We start from the raw sequence: 13,445 nt of genomic DNA, 5'->3' as shown, positions 1-13,445 counted from the left end.
TGACAGCGCCATAAAATGTCCGATAAACGGGGTCTGCGCGAAATTAAATTACGTAGACTGATTCAGGAGAGCCGCATATGTCGCAACCGCAGAAAGATCGCCCTTGGCTGTTTCGGACATATGCAGGTCACTCGACTGCGGCGGCATCCAATGCGCTTTATCGTGGCAACCTTGCCAAGGGGCAAACCGGTCTTTCAGTTGCTTTCGATCTGCCCACGCAGACAGGCTATGACAGCGATCACGTGCTGGCGAAAGGCGAGGTTGGCAAAGTCGGCGTGCCCATCAGCCATCTAGGCGATATGCGCGCCCTTTTTAACGATATTCCGTTGGACCAGATGAACACGTCCATGACGATCAACGCGACAGCACCTTGGTTGCTGTCACTCTACATCGCGGTCGCCGAGGAACAGGGCGCAGATGTCAGCGCGCTGCAAGGCACTGTTCAAAACGACATCATCAAGGAATACCTCTCACGCGGCACCTATATCTGCCCGCCAGAGCCGTCGCTGCGGATGATCACCGATGTCGCGGCCTACACACGCGAACACCTGCCAAAGTGGAACCCGATGAACGTGTGTTCCTATCATCTGCAAGAGGCCGGGGCGACGCCCGAGGAAGAGCTCGCCTTCGCATTGGCAACGGCCACTGCCGTTTTGGACGACCTCAAAGGAAAAGTCCCGCCAGAGCATTTCCCAGCAATGGTTGGTCGCATCTCATTCTTCGTAAATGCAGGCATCCGTTTCGTTACTGAACTTTGTAAAATGCGCGCCTTCGTCGAATTATGGGATGAAATCTGCGCAAATCGTTATGGCGTGGAAGATGCGAAATACCGTCGTTTCCGCTATGGTGTGCAGGTCAATTCGCTGGGCCTGACCGAGCAACAACCCGAAAACAACGTCTATCGTATTTTGTTGGAAACGCTCGCTGTCACACTATCCAAAAATGCCCGCGCCCGCGCCGTGCAATTGCCTGCATGGAATGAAGCGCTTGGCCTACCTCGCCCATGGGACCAGCAATGGTCGCTGCGGATGCAACAGATCTTGGCCTATGAAACTGACTTGTTGGAGTTCGACGATCTATTTGACGGCAACCCCGCAATTGATCGCAAAGTAAATGAGCTTAAAGACGGCGCCCGCGCCGAATTGGCGCAAATTGATGGAATGGGCGGTGCAGTCGGCGCAATTGCCTATATGAAATCCCGGCTTGTCGAAAGCAATGCAGCGCGCATTGGCGGCATTGAACGCGGGGACACCACGGTCGTTGGCGTCAACAAATGGCAAGCGGGCGAACCCTCACCGCTGACCGCTGGCGATGATGCAATCATGGTGTCGGACCCAGAAGCGGAGGCTGACCAATTGCGCCGCCTGAACGCATGGAAATCCGACCGCGACAGTGGAGCCGTCACAAAGGCGCTTTCAGCACTGCGCGCAGCAGCACAAGACGGCAGCAACATCATGCCCCCCTCAATCGTTTGCGCGCGCGCTGGCGTCACAACGGGCGAATGGTCTGACGTCATCCGCAGCGTCTTTGGGCAGTACCGCGCGCCAACAGGCGTCAGCAGCAACCCATCGAACCGAACTGAAGGCCTCGAAGAGTTACGCGAACAAGTCGATCTGGTCAGCGCAGCATTGGGTCGCCGCCTGAAGTTCCTTGTCGGTAAACCGGGGCTCGATGGCCATTCGAATGGGGCTGAACAGATCGCCGCGCGCGCACGCGATTGCGGTATGGACATCGACTACGAAGGCATCCGCCTCACACCAGAAGAAATCGTGACAGCCGCACAAAATGGCAATTGCCACGTGATCGGCCTATCCATTCTTTCGGGCTCTCATATTCCCTTGGTACGTGACGTGATGAAACGACTGAACGCCGCCGGGATCACCCACATCCCGGTGATTGCAGGCGGCATTATCCCTGACGACGACGCAAATGAATTGCGCGCAATGGGAGTGGCCCGCGTTTACACGCCAAAAGACTTTGAGTTAAACAAAATCATGGGCGATATCGTAGAATTGGTCGACCCGCGCTCTGTCGCAGCAGAATAATCGGCAGAAAATACGCTTAAGTACAGCATATTTCGTTTTCGACGTGTCCCTCACGCATGACGGTGCTATTGCCACGCTTATCAATTGGAGTGGTAAATATGAAACCTGACCTGAAATCAATGACACGAAAAGAGCTTGAAAAGCTCAAAGCCAATGTTGAAAAAGCTTTGGTGAAATTGGCTGAGAAAGACAAGAAAGCCGCACTGGCCGCGGCCGAAAAAGCGGCCGCAGCGCATGGCTTTTCGTTGGCAGAAATTACGGCGGACGCGCCTGTGCGCAAAACCCGCAAAGCAAAGACCGGTCCAAAAACCGCGTCTGCGCCGAAATACAAGAACCCCGCAAACGCCGATCAAACCTGGACTGGCAAAGGCCGCCAGCCTGATTGGTTCAAAAAGGCGATCGCAGGCGGCACGTCACCAGACGCAATGGAAATCTAGCTTTCCCCTTTAGACGCATGACCCTAAGCTGGGCCTCGACACATCAGGAGGCCCAGCATGACAATCCATATCGGCGCAAAGACAGGCGACATCGCCCCCACCGTTTTGATGCCCGGCGACCCCTATCGGGCCAAATGGGCGGCAGAGACGTTTCTGCAAAACGCACGTTGCATCAACGAAGTGCGCGGGATGCTCGGGTTCACCGGCACATGGAATGGTCACCCTGTCACGATCCAAGGGTCCGGCATGGGCATGCCGTCACTGTCGATTTACGCGAATGAGCTGATCAAAGACTATGATGCGCAAACGTTGATCCGGATTGGATCATGCGGTGGCATGCAGGACAGCGTGGGCATCCGGGATGTTATCCTGGCGATGACGGCCTCGACCCTTTCCACCCCATCAAGCGGGATATTCAAAGAGTTGAACTTCGCACCCTGTGCCGATTACGGGCTGTTGGCCGCGGCCCACGATGCGGCCAAGGCGAAAGGCGTGCCAACCCATGTGGGCGGCATCTATTCGTCAGATGTCTTCTATGATGAACGCCCCGATCTGAACGAACAGATGATCCGGCATGGTATTCTGGGCGTCGAAATGGAAGCGGCCGAACTCTACAACCTTGCCGCGCGACACGGGCGGCGGGCCCTGGCGGTGCTGACGGTCAGCGATCATCTGATCACGCATGAAGCACTGCCTGCGGAAGATCGTGAAAGGTCTTTTGGCGATATGGTTGAGATTGCTTTGGCAGCGGCATTTAGCTGACGACCTGAGGGGGCTTTGCCCCCGGCCCGTACCGGTCCTCCCCCAGGATATTTATGGGCCAATAATAACTATGGGCCCGTCCCAAAGAACGAGCCCATCCGGTCATTACCGGCCACGGTCATCGGCATCCCTGCCTGTACCGCGACACTACAATCGCTGTATTACGGTTAACGCTTCGTTATTATTGGCCCAAAAATATCCTCGGGGGGGCGCAGCGGGGGGCAGACGGCCCCCCTCCGACCTCTCGATCATCAAACGACCCGTTCGACCATCATGCCTTTGATATGCGCAATCGCCTTGGCGGGGTTCAGACCCTTTGGGCAGGTCTTGGCACAATTCATGATCGTGTGGCAGCGGTAGAGCTTGAACGGATCTTCCAATTCATCCAAACGCTCGCCTGTCGCCTCATCACGGCTGTCGATGATCCAACGGTACGCATGCAACAGCGCTGCTGGCCCAAGGTATCTGTCACCGTTCCACCAGTAAGACGGGCAGGATGTTGAACAACACGCGCACATGACGCACTCATATAAGCCATCCAGCTTCTTGCGGTCATCAACTGATTGCTTCCACTCTTTTGCGGGGCGGTTCGTCTTTGTTTCAAGCCATGGCATGACAGAGGCGTGCTGCGCATAGAAATGGGTCAGATCGGGGATCAAATCCTTGATCACCGGCATATGCGGCAGCGGATAGATTTTCACGTCACCCTTCACTTCATCCATGCCATAGATGCAAGCAAGCGTGTTGATCCCGTCGATATTCATCGCGCAAGACCCGCAAATCCCTTCACGACAGGACCGGCGGAAGGTGAGCGTGGGGTCAATCTCATTCTTAATCTTGATCAGCGCGTCCAGAACCATCGGACCACATGTGTCCATATCAAGGAAATAAGTATCCAGCTGTGGGTTCTGCCCATCATCAGGATTCCAGCGATAAATCTGCACTTTGCGCAGATTGGTAGCGCCCTCCGGCTTTGGCCAGGTCTTACCCACCTTCATGCGGGAGTTCTTGGGAAGTGTGAGTTGTACCATTTGTCTTCCTTCGCTTACACGTAAAACATAGCTCTTCAACGCACCAAGAACAATGCGGCTTTCCGTCTAAGTCATGAAAACTCGACGTTAAATTCCTGTTCTGACGTGTTGCAAAATGTCACGCCGCTGCTCAATGTAGCTAGCTGACACGAAACTGCGCGAGAAATTTCGCAATGTTCTGTGTGGGCAATTGCAAAGTCGTCGTGAAATCGCTGTCCAGAAGGTTTGCCAATTGATCATTCACGTCAGCGCGCGCTATTGTTGGAAGTCCGGTTTCTGCGCCTATGTCGCGCGCACGATTATCGATCGCGACCACAATAGACCGCTGACCGTGCAAAAGGCCGCGTATCGTACCGTGTAGCCGTGTACCGACCACATCGACACTTCTTCCAGCCAGAAATGCATCATAGCTCGTAAGATTGGCGGGCAAGACTTTCACATCTTGACGGCCAACCATCTGTTGCAAATATGCCAAGTCGCGGGGCTGCTGAGGCCAGAACCATACTTCCTCATAAGTCTTTTGTAGAACGTGCAGGAGATCAAGGTCTGCCGGGTCTCCCTTATGCTTTGTCAGTGTAAAACAAACCGTCGTTGCCGGGGATGCCCGATCCGCATTGACGGTCGGTTCGGTCCAAAGTGTAGGGCAACTGGTGTTCAACACATCAAGCCCGCATGCGCGTACAATGCGGGCCGCAGTTTCGTCACGAACGGAATGGATATGGTTCGGGGACAGCACATGCTTGAGAAATTTCAGCTGCTTTCTGTCAATCTTTCGAAAATCTCTGTTCGCGCCCACACCAAAAAGAACCACCTTCTCTCGAAGGATTGGCAGATCTTGCCTTTCGACGTGCCAAATATATTTTGACCCGCCCTTGTACTTTGCACTCAATGCGTTCGTGCCCAGAAGGACAATCGCATCCGCAGATGCAGCGATATCGCGGCTGTAATTCCCAAGACCGTCGTGACCAGCCGAGGTTGAGATGTAGGCGTCCGTCAGCAAGGGAAGGAGGTGTTTTTTTGCCTCCTGGACGATTATTTCATCGCCAATATTGTCCGAGCCAATTGAGGTATCGATAAGATGAATATGACGCAACGCCCGACCTTACTCTTTCAACATGGTTATTTTCTGCACACCTGATTAATGTGCTGCGACTACTCCGCTTCGGACACAGTATAAGGCTGAACAATTGTTTGCACTAGCGTCGGCAACATTTAGCGAAAACTCGCAAACATTTGTAAGGCAGCACGGCAAACTCATAGCGCCGAACCGGACTGTCTTCGTGTCGCTTGAGACGCCAAAGGCACCACAGCTTCCAGGGCCGCATCTGTATCTGGGCGAGAAGCCCGCGGTGATCATTGATGCGACATCGCGCAGAACGGTATCAGGTCTGAACCAGCTAAGAGGACCAAACCACATCATAGCGGGCTTCTTGCGCGAACATGGCGTCACAGCAATGATGGCGGAGTTTGGTGGTCTGGGATATAAGCTGTTACCCGCAGCACGAAAAGCTGACTGCCGTTATTTTGTGCATTTCCACGGATACGACGCATCCAAAGAGATCAGGAAACCCAAGACCGTTCGCAGATACCAGAAGCTGTTTAAACAAGCTGAGGGGTTCTTTGCGCCCTCGCGTTTCTTGGCGAATAAGTTGATCGAGATCGGGTGCCCGGAGGATTTGATAACCATCACACCTTGTGGCATCGAACCAGATGCTTTTCAGCTCTCAGACCGCATACCGCAAAGATGCCTCGCCGTTGGGCGCTTCGTAGAAAAGAAGGCGCCGCATATCACCATCTCAGCCTTCGCGTCTGCCGCAAAAGACTGGCCAAATGCGCATCTTGATTTTATTGGGGATGGACCGTTGTTTGAAGACTGCAAAGGGTACGTAGCAGAACATGCGTTATCCGACAAAATCACCTTACATGGCGCGGCATCGCACCAAAAAGTGCAAGGATTGATGCAAAAAGCAAGTTGTTTCTTGCAGCACTCCGTCACCGCAGCTGATGGAGATATTGAAGGGCTACCGGTTGCCATTCTTGAAGCTATGTCATCGGGACTTGCCGTCGTCACCACCCGTCACAGCGGCATTCCCGAGGCTGTCGAAGACGGCAAACATGGCATCCTTGTCGATGAACACGATGCGGCAGCAATGGAAACTGCAATCAGAACACTGCTGGAAAATCAGCAAACGGTCGAGCAGCTGGGCGATCAGGCGCGCGTTCACGTGAATGCAAACTTCTCCGCTGCAAGATCTGCTGCGATTATTCGCAAAAAAATGAGTTTACACCCGTGAACAAAAGCCAGTCTGCCGCCTATATCGCCCGCAACCGCGCTGGCCTCACCGGTAACTCACCCGTCAAACCAAAAACACAGCTCTCATAAACTTCAATCGGGTCGCGACCGCGAATTGCGTCTAAACTGATGCCGATGCTGGCGTCTGCGAAGGCTCCGCTGTTGCTGTTCGCACCGACCGTCACCCCAACCTCGGGCCCCTGCGCTGCGCGCGCGCGTTCCTCGCAGCGATCTGCGGCACGCTCGGGCGAGACTTCACCACATGCGGTGACCGCCAACGCGCTGAGAAGAACGAACAAACGCTTCACAAACCCAGCCCCGTTGTCCCCAGCGAGCTATTCAAAGCACAACGTACCGTATCTGGCCGCTGCGCAATATCAACGATCAGGTTGGTCGTTGCCTGACTGGTCCCCACAAGGGCCGCTTCAGCGATCTGGATAATCTCGCCACCTGATGCGTTATCAATGATGCAGTCGGTATAGGGCCGTGCATCAACGCCCGGGAACCGGCTTTGTACGGTGGTATTGACCACACCTTTTGCCGCATCACGCGCCAGCGTATCACCAGCAGGGCCAAGGTCCTGCATACAACCGGCCAGCATGAGCACAGCCGTACAAGGAAGAGCTAAAGCACGCATCAGAATGTCCTCTCTTTGGGTGCGATCTTGGCCTCAGAGATGCCGCCTTCGGCTTCGGTGGTCAAACCTTTCGTGATCACCGGGCGATAGCTCAACTTCACTTTGGCTGCATCAATGTGGCTTAGTGTATGCACCCGCCACTTTTCATCATCGCGCGTCGCGTAATCCTCATGCGCGTGTGCGCCACGGCTCTCCTTACGCGCCTCAGCACCCACAATCGTGGCCAGTGCGTTTGGCATCAGATTTGTCAGTTCCAGCGTCTCCATCAGATCGCTGTTCCAGACAAGGCTGCGGTCGGTGACCGAGAGATCGTCCATCTTTTCCGCAATTGCCGTCATCTTCGCCACACCTTCGCCGAGCGTCTTGTCGGTGCGGAACACCGCTGCATCCGCCTGCATCGCTTTCTGCATCTCAAGACGCAGTTCGGCGGTGCCAACTGTCCCTTTCGCATGGCGCAACCCGTCGAAGCGGTCAAAGCACTGGTCAACAGAAGCTTGGTTCAGCGTCGGGTTCGGCGCATCACGATCGACAACCTCACCAGCACGGATCGCTGCCGCACGGCCAAAGACCACAAGGTCGATCAAGCTGTTCGATCCCAACCGGTTCGCCCCATGAACAGAGGCACAACCCGCCTCGCCCACAGCCATCAGACCCGGCACAACAGCGGTTGGGTCCTTTTTGGTGGGGTTCAAAACCTCACCATAATAGTTCGTCGGAATACCACCCATATTGTAATGCACGGTCGGCAGCACCGGGATCGCCTCTTTCGTCACATCGACGCCCGCAAAGATGCGCGCGCTTTCTGAAATACCCGGTAGCCGTTCGGCCAAAGCCTCTTTCGGCAAGTGGTTCAGGTTCAGGTGAATATGATCACCGCCCGCCCCCACACCGCGGCCTTCGCGGATTTCCATCGTCATGCAGCGGCTGACGTAATCGCGCGGGGCAAGGTCTTTGTAGTTGGGCGCATAGCGCTCCATGAACCGCTCGCCTTCGGAATTGGTCAGATAACCACCCTCGCCGCGCGCACCCTCAGTAATCAGACACCCAGCACCATAGATGCCCGTCGGGTGGAATTGCACAAATTCCATATCCTGTAACGGCAGTCCCTGACGGGCCACCATACCGCCACCATCACCTGTGCAGGTGTGGGCAGATGTGGCACTGAAATACGCACGGCCATAGCCGCCAGTCGCCAACACAACGGTTTTGGCGTTGAAGACATGCATCGTGCCGTCATCGAGCTTCCACGCGATCACACCCTGACAGATGCCGTCATCCGACATGATCAGATCAAGGGCGAAATATTCAATGTAAAATTCGGCCTGCTGTTTCAGCGACTGACCATAAAGCGTGTGCAAAATGGCGTGGCCGGTGCGGTCAGCGGCGGCGCAAGTGCGCTGCACGGGCGGGCCTTCACCAAACTCAGTCGTGTGCCCGCCAAAGGGCCGTTGATAAATCTTGCCTTCTTCGGTGCGCGAAAACGGCACGCCGTAGTGCTCCAGCTCATAAACCGCCTTCGGTGCCTCTCGCGCCAGATACTCCATCGCGTCAGTGTCACCCAACCAGTCCGAACCCTTGACCGTGTCATACATATGCCACTGCCAGCTATCCGGGCCCATATTGCCCAAGGACGCGGCGATGCCACCCTGAGCGGCCACAGTGTGCGAACGGGTCGGGAAGACCTTGGTGATACAGGCGGTGCGCAGGCCTTGTTCAGCCAGACCCAAAGTTGCCCGCAGCCCAGCGCCGCCGGCCCCTACAACAATCGCGTCATAGGTATGTGTTTCGTATTCGTAGGCTGCCATCTTGAGGTTGCTCCGAAAGAATTAAAGGGCGATGCGGATGATTGCGAAGATCGCAAAGGCAGCCGCCGCATAGGATACACAGATCATGCAGATGATCGCCGCTTTGCGGGCGAAACCGTGAACATAATCCTCGATCAGGGTTTGGACACCCAACCGGTAATGAAAAAAGCCAACCAACAAGGTCAGGATCGCGACGACAGCCGGGAATGGACGCTGATAATAGGCAATCACCTCTTCATAGGAGGACCCAAGAATCGACCCGAAGGTGAAGATGAAAAGCGGCGTCAGCACCAGCAAAGCGACGGAGGTTACCATCATTTGCCAGTGATGGTGTGTTCCGGTCTTGGCAGACCCCATACCGGTTGCGCGCTTGCGGTCGGTCAAAAATGCCATGTCTGCGCCCCCCTTAAACGACAATAACGGTAAAGATGGTCAACAACACCGACAGCACCATCATCATTTGCGCCGCCAGTTCAGACTTATCAACATCAAGCATGCGCCCGCTGTCCCAGACCAAGTGGCGCAAGCCGCCCAGCAGGTGATACCACAGGCCCAAGACAGACAGTGTCATGACCAAATCGCCAAACCAGCTGGTCACGAACCCGTTTGCGGTTGCGAAAGCCTCAGGCCCCGCAGCGGCGGCGACGAACCACCAAACGATCATCAATGCAGCCACGATCAGCGCATTGCCCGTGATCCGTACAAGAATTGAGGACATTGAGGTCCATTGCGGACGATAAATCGTCAAATGCGGTGAAAGCGGGCGATTGCCCCGGTTCACGTCAGCCATAACTGTTCCCTTCGTTGGCATGTGTCGTCCGGCGAGACGACGCCTTTGGGTTCTTTTTGCACGATTTTTTTGGCAGAGTCACGCGGGCTGACACGATAGATGCGTGAAAAATGGTCGCGTGTTGGTGGGTTTCTACAGCTTGTGATCACACTTAGAAAATCTGTGATCACAAGTTAACGACCGCTTAACTCCGCGGCGGCCAAAGACTTGGTCAATTCGCGCAGCAGTTTGCGCGCGATTTCGCGCGGATATTCATCAAAAGTATTGGCCGTCGCGGCAAAGGCGCCCGGCCCTGTGATCACGTCACTTTCAAAATACTTGGTTAGTCCAGGTATGCTGGCCTCAATCACCAACGCATTCACGGTGACACCTGCCGCCTGCAATTCGGACCAGACCGAAGTGGGCAAACGCCCCTCATTGCTTGGGCCATCGCCTGAGATGTCGAGAACATGACGCGCGCACTCGGGCACCTGCGCGAAGTGTGTCAGCGACAACGCCAATGCCTCTCCAATCGCGGTCGAGAAATTACGCCAAAGGCGCGGTGCGGCGACCACCTCGCTGGCAAAGGCCAGGACATCCGTATCGTCGCGCATTGTCGTCCAACCAATCACAACCTCCTGACGGCTGGTGCCAGTCCATTGCATCAACGCCAGCTTTGACTGACCGCTTATCAGCGCGGCCGAGACCGAACTGTCCAGTAATCCCGCAGCCAACCCCTCCATCTGGATGCGATACTCTGTCGGATCGACAGACCCTGACACATCGACTGCCAGCATCAAGGCGACCTCGCACGCTTGCGCGGGAACGGCAAAACTTATCAGACAGGCACAAAAGATCGCACGCATACGGTCACCCTAGCGGTGGATCAGGCCCGCGCAAATCACATCTGTGGGGCTAGACAGGCATCAACGCCCAATAGTCCAGATCAAGCAGCACATCCGGGTGGTACTTGCCATCATCGCCACGCAAGACACCCGCATCACCCTTGGTCGCAACCAATCGCAACCGGATCGCGCCGACGCCGGGAGCAGCAGTCTCAGCCGTATCCAGCACCTCAGACCACGCCCGCACCGTATCGCCCGCAAAACAAGGGTTGGCATGCGCGCCCGCATTCAGCGCAACGATCATCTGCGCATTGGCCAAGCCGTTGAAAGACAGCGCGCGTGCGAGCGAGATCACATGCCCGCCATAAATCAGCCGCTTGCCATCAGGCCGATTGGTCGCATCAAAATGCACCTTGGCAGTGTTCTGCCACAGGCGAGTGGCCAGCATATGCTCGGCTTCTTCGATGGTCACGCCATCAACATGGTCGATCACTTCGCCCACAGCATAGTCACGCATGCGATGCGGCTCACCGGCAAGGTCAAAATCATAGCCGTCAAAGGACAAACCATCCGGCACCACAAGATCAGAGGGCGCCACCGCAGCCGCAAGCTCTGGTATTACCGTATGCGGCGCAGGCGTTGCATCACGCTTACGCACCATCACCCAGCGCACATAACTCAGCACCACCTCGTCACGCTGATTACGCCCCGTGGTCCGAACCCACACAACACCAGATTTACCATTGGAATTCTGCTTCACCCCAATCACTTCGGACTGCGAAACCAACGTATCGCCGGGATAAACCGGGCGTAGCCAGCGGCCTTCGGCATAACCAAGGTTGGCTACAGCATTGAGCGAAACATCCGGCACCGTCTTGCCAAACACAGTATGGAACGTGACCAGATCATCCACTGGCGAGCCGGGCAAACCGCAAGCCCGCGCAAACTCATCCGACGAATACAGCGCGCCCCTTGCAGGATAGAGCGCATGATACATCGCCCGCTCACCCCCCGAAATGGTGCGCGGCACGGCATGGGTGATCACATCGCCAATGGCATAATCTTCAAAAAAGCGGCCAGCGTTCGTCTTGGTCATTGCTGGCCCAACTTCATGTCTGAAGAATAAGACGTGTCGGTATCTTTCGTCACCGCCTGCCCGCAACGCATCACGCCATTGGCGTGGTCATACGCATAGGTCGGATCGCCATAAAGCTCCCATCCTTTGGACAAGGCTTCAGACACCTTATGGCAAAAAGCCGATGTGTCATCCTCAGTCAATAAACGATAGATTTTCATGCCGTTACCCCCAAGGCGTCACGCCTAGCGCATAGTGAATTCCCATCACAACGCCAACGATCACAAGCGTGATCACAACTGCCACGATCTCTTTCTTGAATGGGGCTTGCGGCGGCCGATTCCACGGACCTTCCTGCGTGTTGATGAGAAGAATTTCAACGATAGCCCAGACCAACAAACCGCCGAACAGAATGAACGAAGGGGTGTCGCCATTCACAAGCAAATGCGCGAAGGCCCAGATCGAGAAACCTGTCAGCTGCGGATGGCGCACCTTTGTACCTAGCCAGATCTTGGCGCCCTTGGCACCGCTAGCTGCGTAGAAATAGAAGGCCAAGACCATCAGAAGGTTATTGATACCAACCCACATCGGCTCACGGCCCCAATAGACTGCGCCCTCGGCGGCGCGGTATCCCAGCACCATCAGCACAATACTGACCACGATCAAAACCGTGACAAGCCCCTTGCCAGGTTCACCGAGCTTCGCACGCGGTCCGGGCGCAAGCCGTTTGAACAAATGCGCTGCCCACCAAAGGGCAACTCCTGCGATCAGTAAGTTCATGTGGTCTCCAATGCGGCGATGGCGTCAGCTTTCGCCAAGGTCGCCCGGGCGGTCACGATATGCAAGTTCTCAACAATGCGGCCATCGACCACGGCAACGCCCTGCCCTTCGGCCTCTGCCGCCTCGAACGCCGCGATCTGACGGCGGGCCAGATCAATTTCATCGTCAGTCGGGCCAAAGGCTTCGTTTGCAATCGCCACCTGGGCGGGGTGGATCAGCGTCTTGCCATCAAAACCCATGTCGCGACCTTCGGCGCATTCGCCGCGCAGTCCTTCTTCGTCCTTGAAGGCGTTATAGACACCATCCAATGCCACGACCCCCGCAGCCTTCGCGGCCAAAAGGCAGTGCTGCAACGACATCGTCAAAGCGGCACGGGTCCGTGAATTGAGATCTTTCGCCAGATCATTCGTCCCCAAAACAAAACCCGCAATCCGTGGGTGTGAAGCGATGCTCTGCGCATTCAAAATGCCTTGCGGCGTCTCCATCATCGCCCAGATCGGCAGATCAGGCACCAAAGCGGCAAGCCTGTCCACATCTTCGGGGCCATTCACCTTCGGCAGCAAAATCGCATCGCAGTTCATCGCAGCGACGGCTGCGGCATCCGCAGCACCCCATTCGGTATCCAGCCCATTGATCCGCACGATCTTCAATCGGGCACCATAGCCATCATCTGCCAGCGCTGCATAAAGCGTGTCGCGGGCCGCTACCTTGGCATCGGGTGCCACCGCATCTTCCAGATCAAACAGGATCACATCAACAGGCAGCCCGCGCGCCTTATCCAGCGCGCGGTCCTTGGACCCGGGGATGTAAAGAGCGGATCGGTATGGACGGTCATGCATCGAATCTTCCTCGCAATAAAGTTGCGCGAACAACGCCAGAATTTCGCAATTCATTCAAGGTGAAAATGCCGCAATGCAGCAAAATAGGCATCGTTACGGTGTGTTAACCAATTTAGCGCAAGTTGAA

Annotated in this window: 16 protein-coding genes; 4 read left to right on the top strand and 12 right to left on the bottom strand. The window is 55.6% G+C overall.

The window, feature by feature from the left end:
• Positions 1-77 precede the first annotated feature (77 nt).
• From MWU60_RS06140 to deoD, 3 genes are all read left to right on the top strand, one after another.
• Entirely contained in the window at positions 78-2,045 is a 1,968-nt protein-coding gene (locus MWU60_RS06140) for a protein meaA (protein ID WP_247226320.1), read from the top strand.
• 98 nt (positions 2,046-2,143) lie between these two features.
• On the top strand, positions 2,144-2,482 hold the full coding sequence (locus MWU60_RS06135) for an H-NS histone family protein (RefSeq protein WP_247226319.1): 339 nt from the start codon (positions 2,144-2,146) through the stop codon (positions 2,480-2,482).
• A gap of 57 nt (positions 2,483-2,539) precedes the next feature.
• Complete coding sequence (deoD, locus tag MWU60_RS06130) at positions 2,540-3,244, top strand: purine-nucleoside phosphorylase (RefSeq protein WP_247226318.1); 705 nt, start codon at positions 2,540-2,542, stop codon at positions 3,242-3,244.
• Between the two features lie 251 nt (positions 3,245-3,495).
• On the opposite strand, the gene MWU60_RS06125 is transcribed toward deoD, so the two are convergent.
• Positions 3,496-4,275 carry a succinate dehydrogenase iron-sulfur subunit gene (locus MWU60_RS06125; protein WP_100369262.1) on the bottom strand — a complete coding sequence of 260 codons (780 nt, stop codon included), beginning with the start codon at positions 4,273-4,275 and terminating at the stop codon, positions 3,496-3,498.
• 139 nt (positions 4,276-4,414) lie between these two features.
• The gene (locus MWU60_RS06120; protein ID WP_247226317.1) at positions 4,415-5,368 is read right to left on the bottom strand and encodes a polysaccharide pyruvyl transferase family protein; all 954 of its coding nucleotides are present in this window, start codon (positions 5,366-5,368) and stop codon (positions 4,415-4,417) included.
• A gap of 94 nt (positions 5,369-5,462) precedes the next feature.
• Between MWU60_RS06120 and MWU60_RS06115 the strand changes: the two genes are divergently transcribed.
• Complete coding sequence (locus MWU60_RS06115) at positions 5,463-6,569, top strand: glycosyltransferase (protein WP_247226316.1); 1,107 nt, start codon at positions 5,463-5,465, stop codon at positions 6,567-6,569.
• Between the two features lie 19 nt (positions 6,570-6,588).
• On the opposite strand, the gene MWU60_RS06110 is transcribed toward MWU60_RS06115, so the two are convergent.
• The 10 genes from MWU60_RS06110 to MWU60_RS06065 all read right to left on the bottom strand — a co-directional run bounded on the left by MWU60_RS06110 (position 6,589) and on the right by MWU60_RS06065 (position 13,318).
• Positions 6,589-6,876, bottom strand: coding sequence for a hypothetical protein (locus MWU60_RS06110; protein ID WP_247226315.1), 288 nt, complete (start codon positions 6,874-6,876; stop codon positions 6,589-6,591).
• Entirely contained in the window at positions 6,873-7,205 is a 333-nt protein-coding gene (locus MWU60_RS06105) for a succinate dehydrogenase (RefSeq protein ID WP_247226314.1), read from the bottom strand. The genes MWU60_RS06110 and MWU60_RS06105 overlap by 4 nt, the downstream gene beginning before the upstream one ends.
• On the bottom strand, positions 7,205-9,010 hold the full coding sequence (gene sdhA, locus MWU60_RS06100; RefSeq protein ID WP_247226313.1) for a succinate dehydrogenase flavoprotein subunit: 1,806 nt from the start codon (positions 9,008-9,010) through the stop codon (positions 7,205-7,207). Before sdhA ends, MWU60_RS06105 begins: the two co-directional genes overlap by 1 nt.
• Positions 9,011-9,031: 21 nt before the next feature.
• On the bottom strand, positions 9,032-9,403 hold the full coding sequence (gene sdhD / locus MWU60_RS06095) for a succinate dehydrogenase, hydrophobic membrane anchor protein (protein WP_247226312.1): 372 nt from the start codon (positions 9,401-9,403) through the stop codon (positions 9,032-9,034).
• 13 nt (positions 9,404-9,416) lie between these two features.
• Complete coding sequence (gene sdhC, locus MWU60_RS06090) at positions 9,417-9,800, bottom strand: succinate dehydrogenase, cytochrome b556 subunit (protein WP_247226311.1); 384 nt, start codon at positions 9,798-9,800, stop codon at positions 9,417-9,419.
• A 173-nt stretch (positions 9,801-9,973) separates the two neighbouring features.
• Positions 9,974-10,645: a DUF1194 domain-containing protein gene (locus MWU60_RS06085; RefSeq protein WP_247226310.1), complete on the bottom strand. Its 672-nt coding sequence runs from the start codon at positions 10,643-10,645 to the stop codon at positions 9,974-9,976.
• A gap of 49 nt (positions 10,646-10,694) precedes the next feature.
• The gene (locus tag MWU60_RS06080; RefSeq protein WP_247226309.1) at positions 10,695-11,720 is read right to left on the bottom strand and encodes a MaoC family dehydratase; all 1,026 of its coding nucleotides are present in this window, start codon (positions 11,718-11,720) and stop codon (positions 10,695-10,697) included.
• Complete coding sequence (locus tag MWU60_RS06075) at positions 11,717-11,920, bottom strand: DUF1737 domain-containing protein (RefSeq protein ID WP_247226308.1); 204 nt, start codon at positions 11,918-11,920, stop codon at positions 11,717-11,719. The genes MWU60_RS06080 and MWU60_RS06075 overlap by 4 nt, the downstream gene beginning before the upstream one ends.
• Positions 11,921-11,924: 4 nt before the next feature.
• Positions 11,925-12,479 carry an NnrU family protein gene (locus tag MWU60_RS06070; RefSeq protein ID WP_247226307.1) on the bottom strand — a complete coding sequence of 185 codons (555 nt, stop codon included), beginning with the start codon at positions 12,477-12,479 and terminating at the stop codon, positions 11,925-11,927.
• Complete coding sequence (locus MWU60_RS06065; RefSeq protein WP_247226306.1) at positions 12,476-13,318, bottom strand: CoA ester lyase; 843 nt, start codon at positions 13,316-13,318, stop codon at positions 12,476-12,478. The genes MWU60_RS06070 and MWU60_RS06065 overlap by 4 nt, the downstream gene beginning before the upstream one ends.
• Positions 13,319-13,445 lie beyond the last annotated feature (127 nt).

It is taken from the genome of Yoonia sp. F2084L (genome assembly GCF_023015625.1).
Taxonomy (GTDB): Bacteria; Pseudomonadota; Alphaproteobacteria; order Rhodobacterales; family Rhodobacteraceae; genus Yoonia.
The sequence above is the reverse complement of the archived record's forward strand: the minus strand, read 5'-3'. Positions and strand labels throughout refer to the sequence as shown.

What these genes read in the sequence shown, in the direction of transcription:
- MWU60_RS06105 (WP_247226314.1), bottom strand. Translation starts at nt 7,205, where the DNA reads ATGCGTGCTTTAGCTCTTCCTTGTACGGCTGTGCTCATGCTGGCCGGT.
- MWU60_RS06125 (WP_100369262.1), bottom strand. Translation starts at nt 4,275, where the DNA reads ATGGTACAACTCACACTTCCCAAGAACTCCCGCATGAAGGTGGGTAAG.
- MWU60_RS06135 (WP_247226319.1), top strand. Translation starts at nt 2,144, where the DNA reads ATGAAACCTGACCTGAAATCAATGACACGAAAAGAGCTTGAAAAGCTC.
- sdhD (WP_247226312.1), bottom strand. Translation starts at nt 9,403, where the DNA reads ATGGCATTTTTGACCGACCGCAAGCGCGCAACCGGTATGGGGTCTGCC.
- MWU60_RS06075 (WP_247226308.1), bottom strand. Translation starts at nt 11,920, where the DNA reads ATGAAAATCTATCGTTTATTGACTGAGGATGACACATCGGCTTTTTGC.
- sdhC (WP_247226311.1), bottom strand. Translation starts at nt 9,800, where the DNA reads ATGGCTGACGTGAACCGGGGCAATCGCCCGCTTTCACCGCATTTGACG.
- deoD (WP_247226318.1), top strand. Translation starts at nt 2,540, where the DNA reads ATGACAATCCATATCGGCGCAAAGACAGGCGACATCGCCCCCACCGTT.
- MWU60_RS06080 (WP_247226309.1), bottom strand. Translation starts at nt 11,720, where the DNA reads ATGACCAAGACGAACGCTGGCCGCTTTTTTGAAGATTATGCCATTGGC.
- sdhA (WP_247226313.1), bottom strand. Translation starts at nt 9,010, where the DNA reads ATGGCAGCCTACGAATACGAAACACATACCTATGACGCGATTGTTGTA.
- MWU60_RS06070 (WP_247226307.1), bottom strand. Translation starts at nt 12,479, where the DNA reads ATGAACTTACTGATCGCAGGAGTTGCCCTTTGGTGGGCAGCGCATTTG.
- MWU60_RS06140 (WP_247226320.1), top strand. Translation starts at nt 78, where the DNA reads ATGTCGCAACCGCAGAAAGATCGCCCTTGGCTGTTTCGGACATATGCA.
- MWU60_RS06085 (WP_247226310.1), bottom strand. Translation starts at nt 10,645, where the DNA reads ATGCGTGCGATCTTTTGTGCCTGTCTGATAAGTTTTGCCGTTCCCGCG.
- MWU60_RS06065 (WP_247226306.1), bottom strand. Translation starts at nt 13,318, where the DNA reads ATGCATGACCGTCCATACCGATCCGCTCTTTACATCCCCGGGTCCAAG.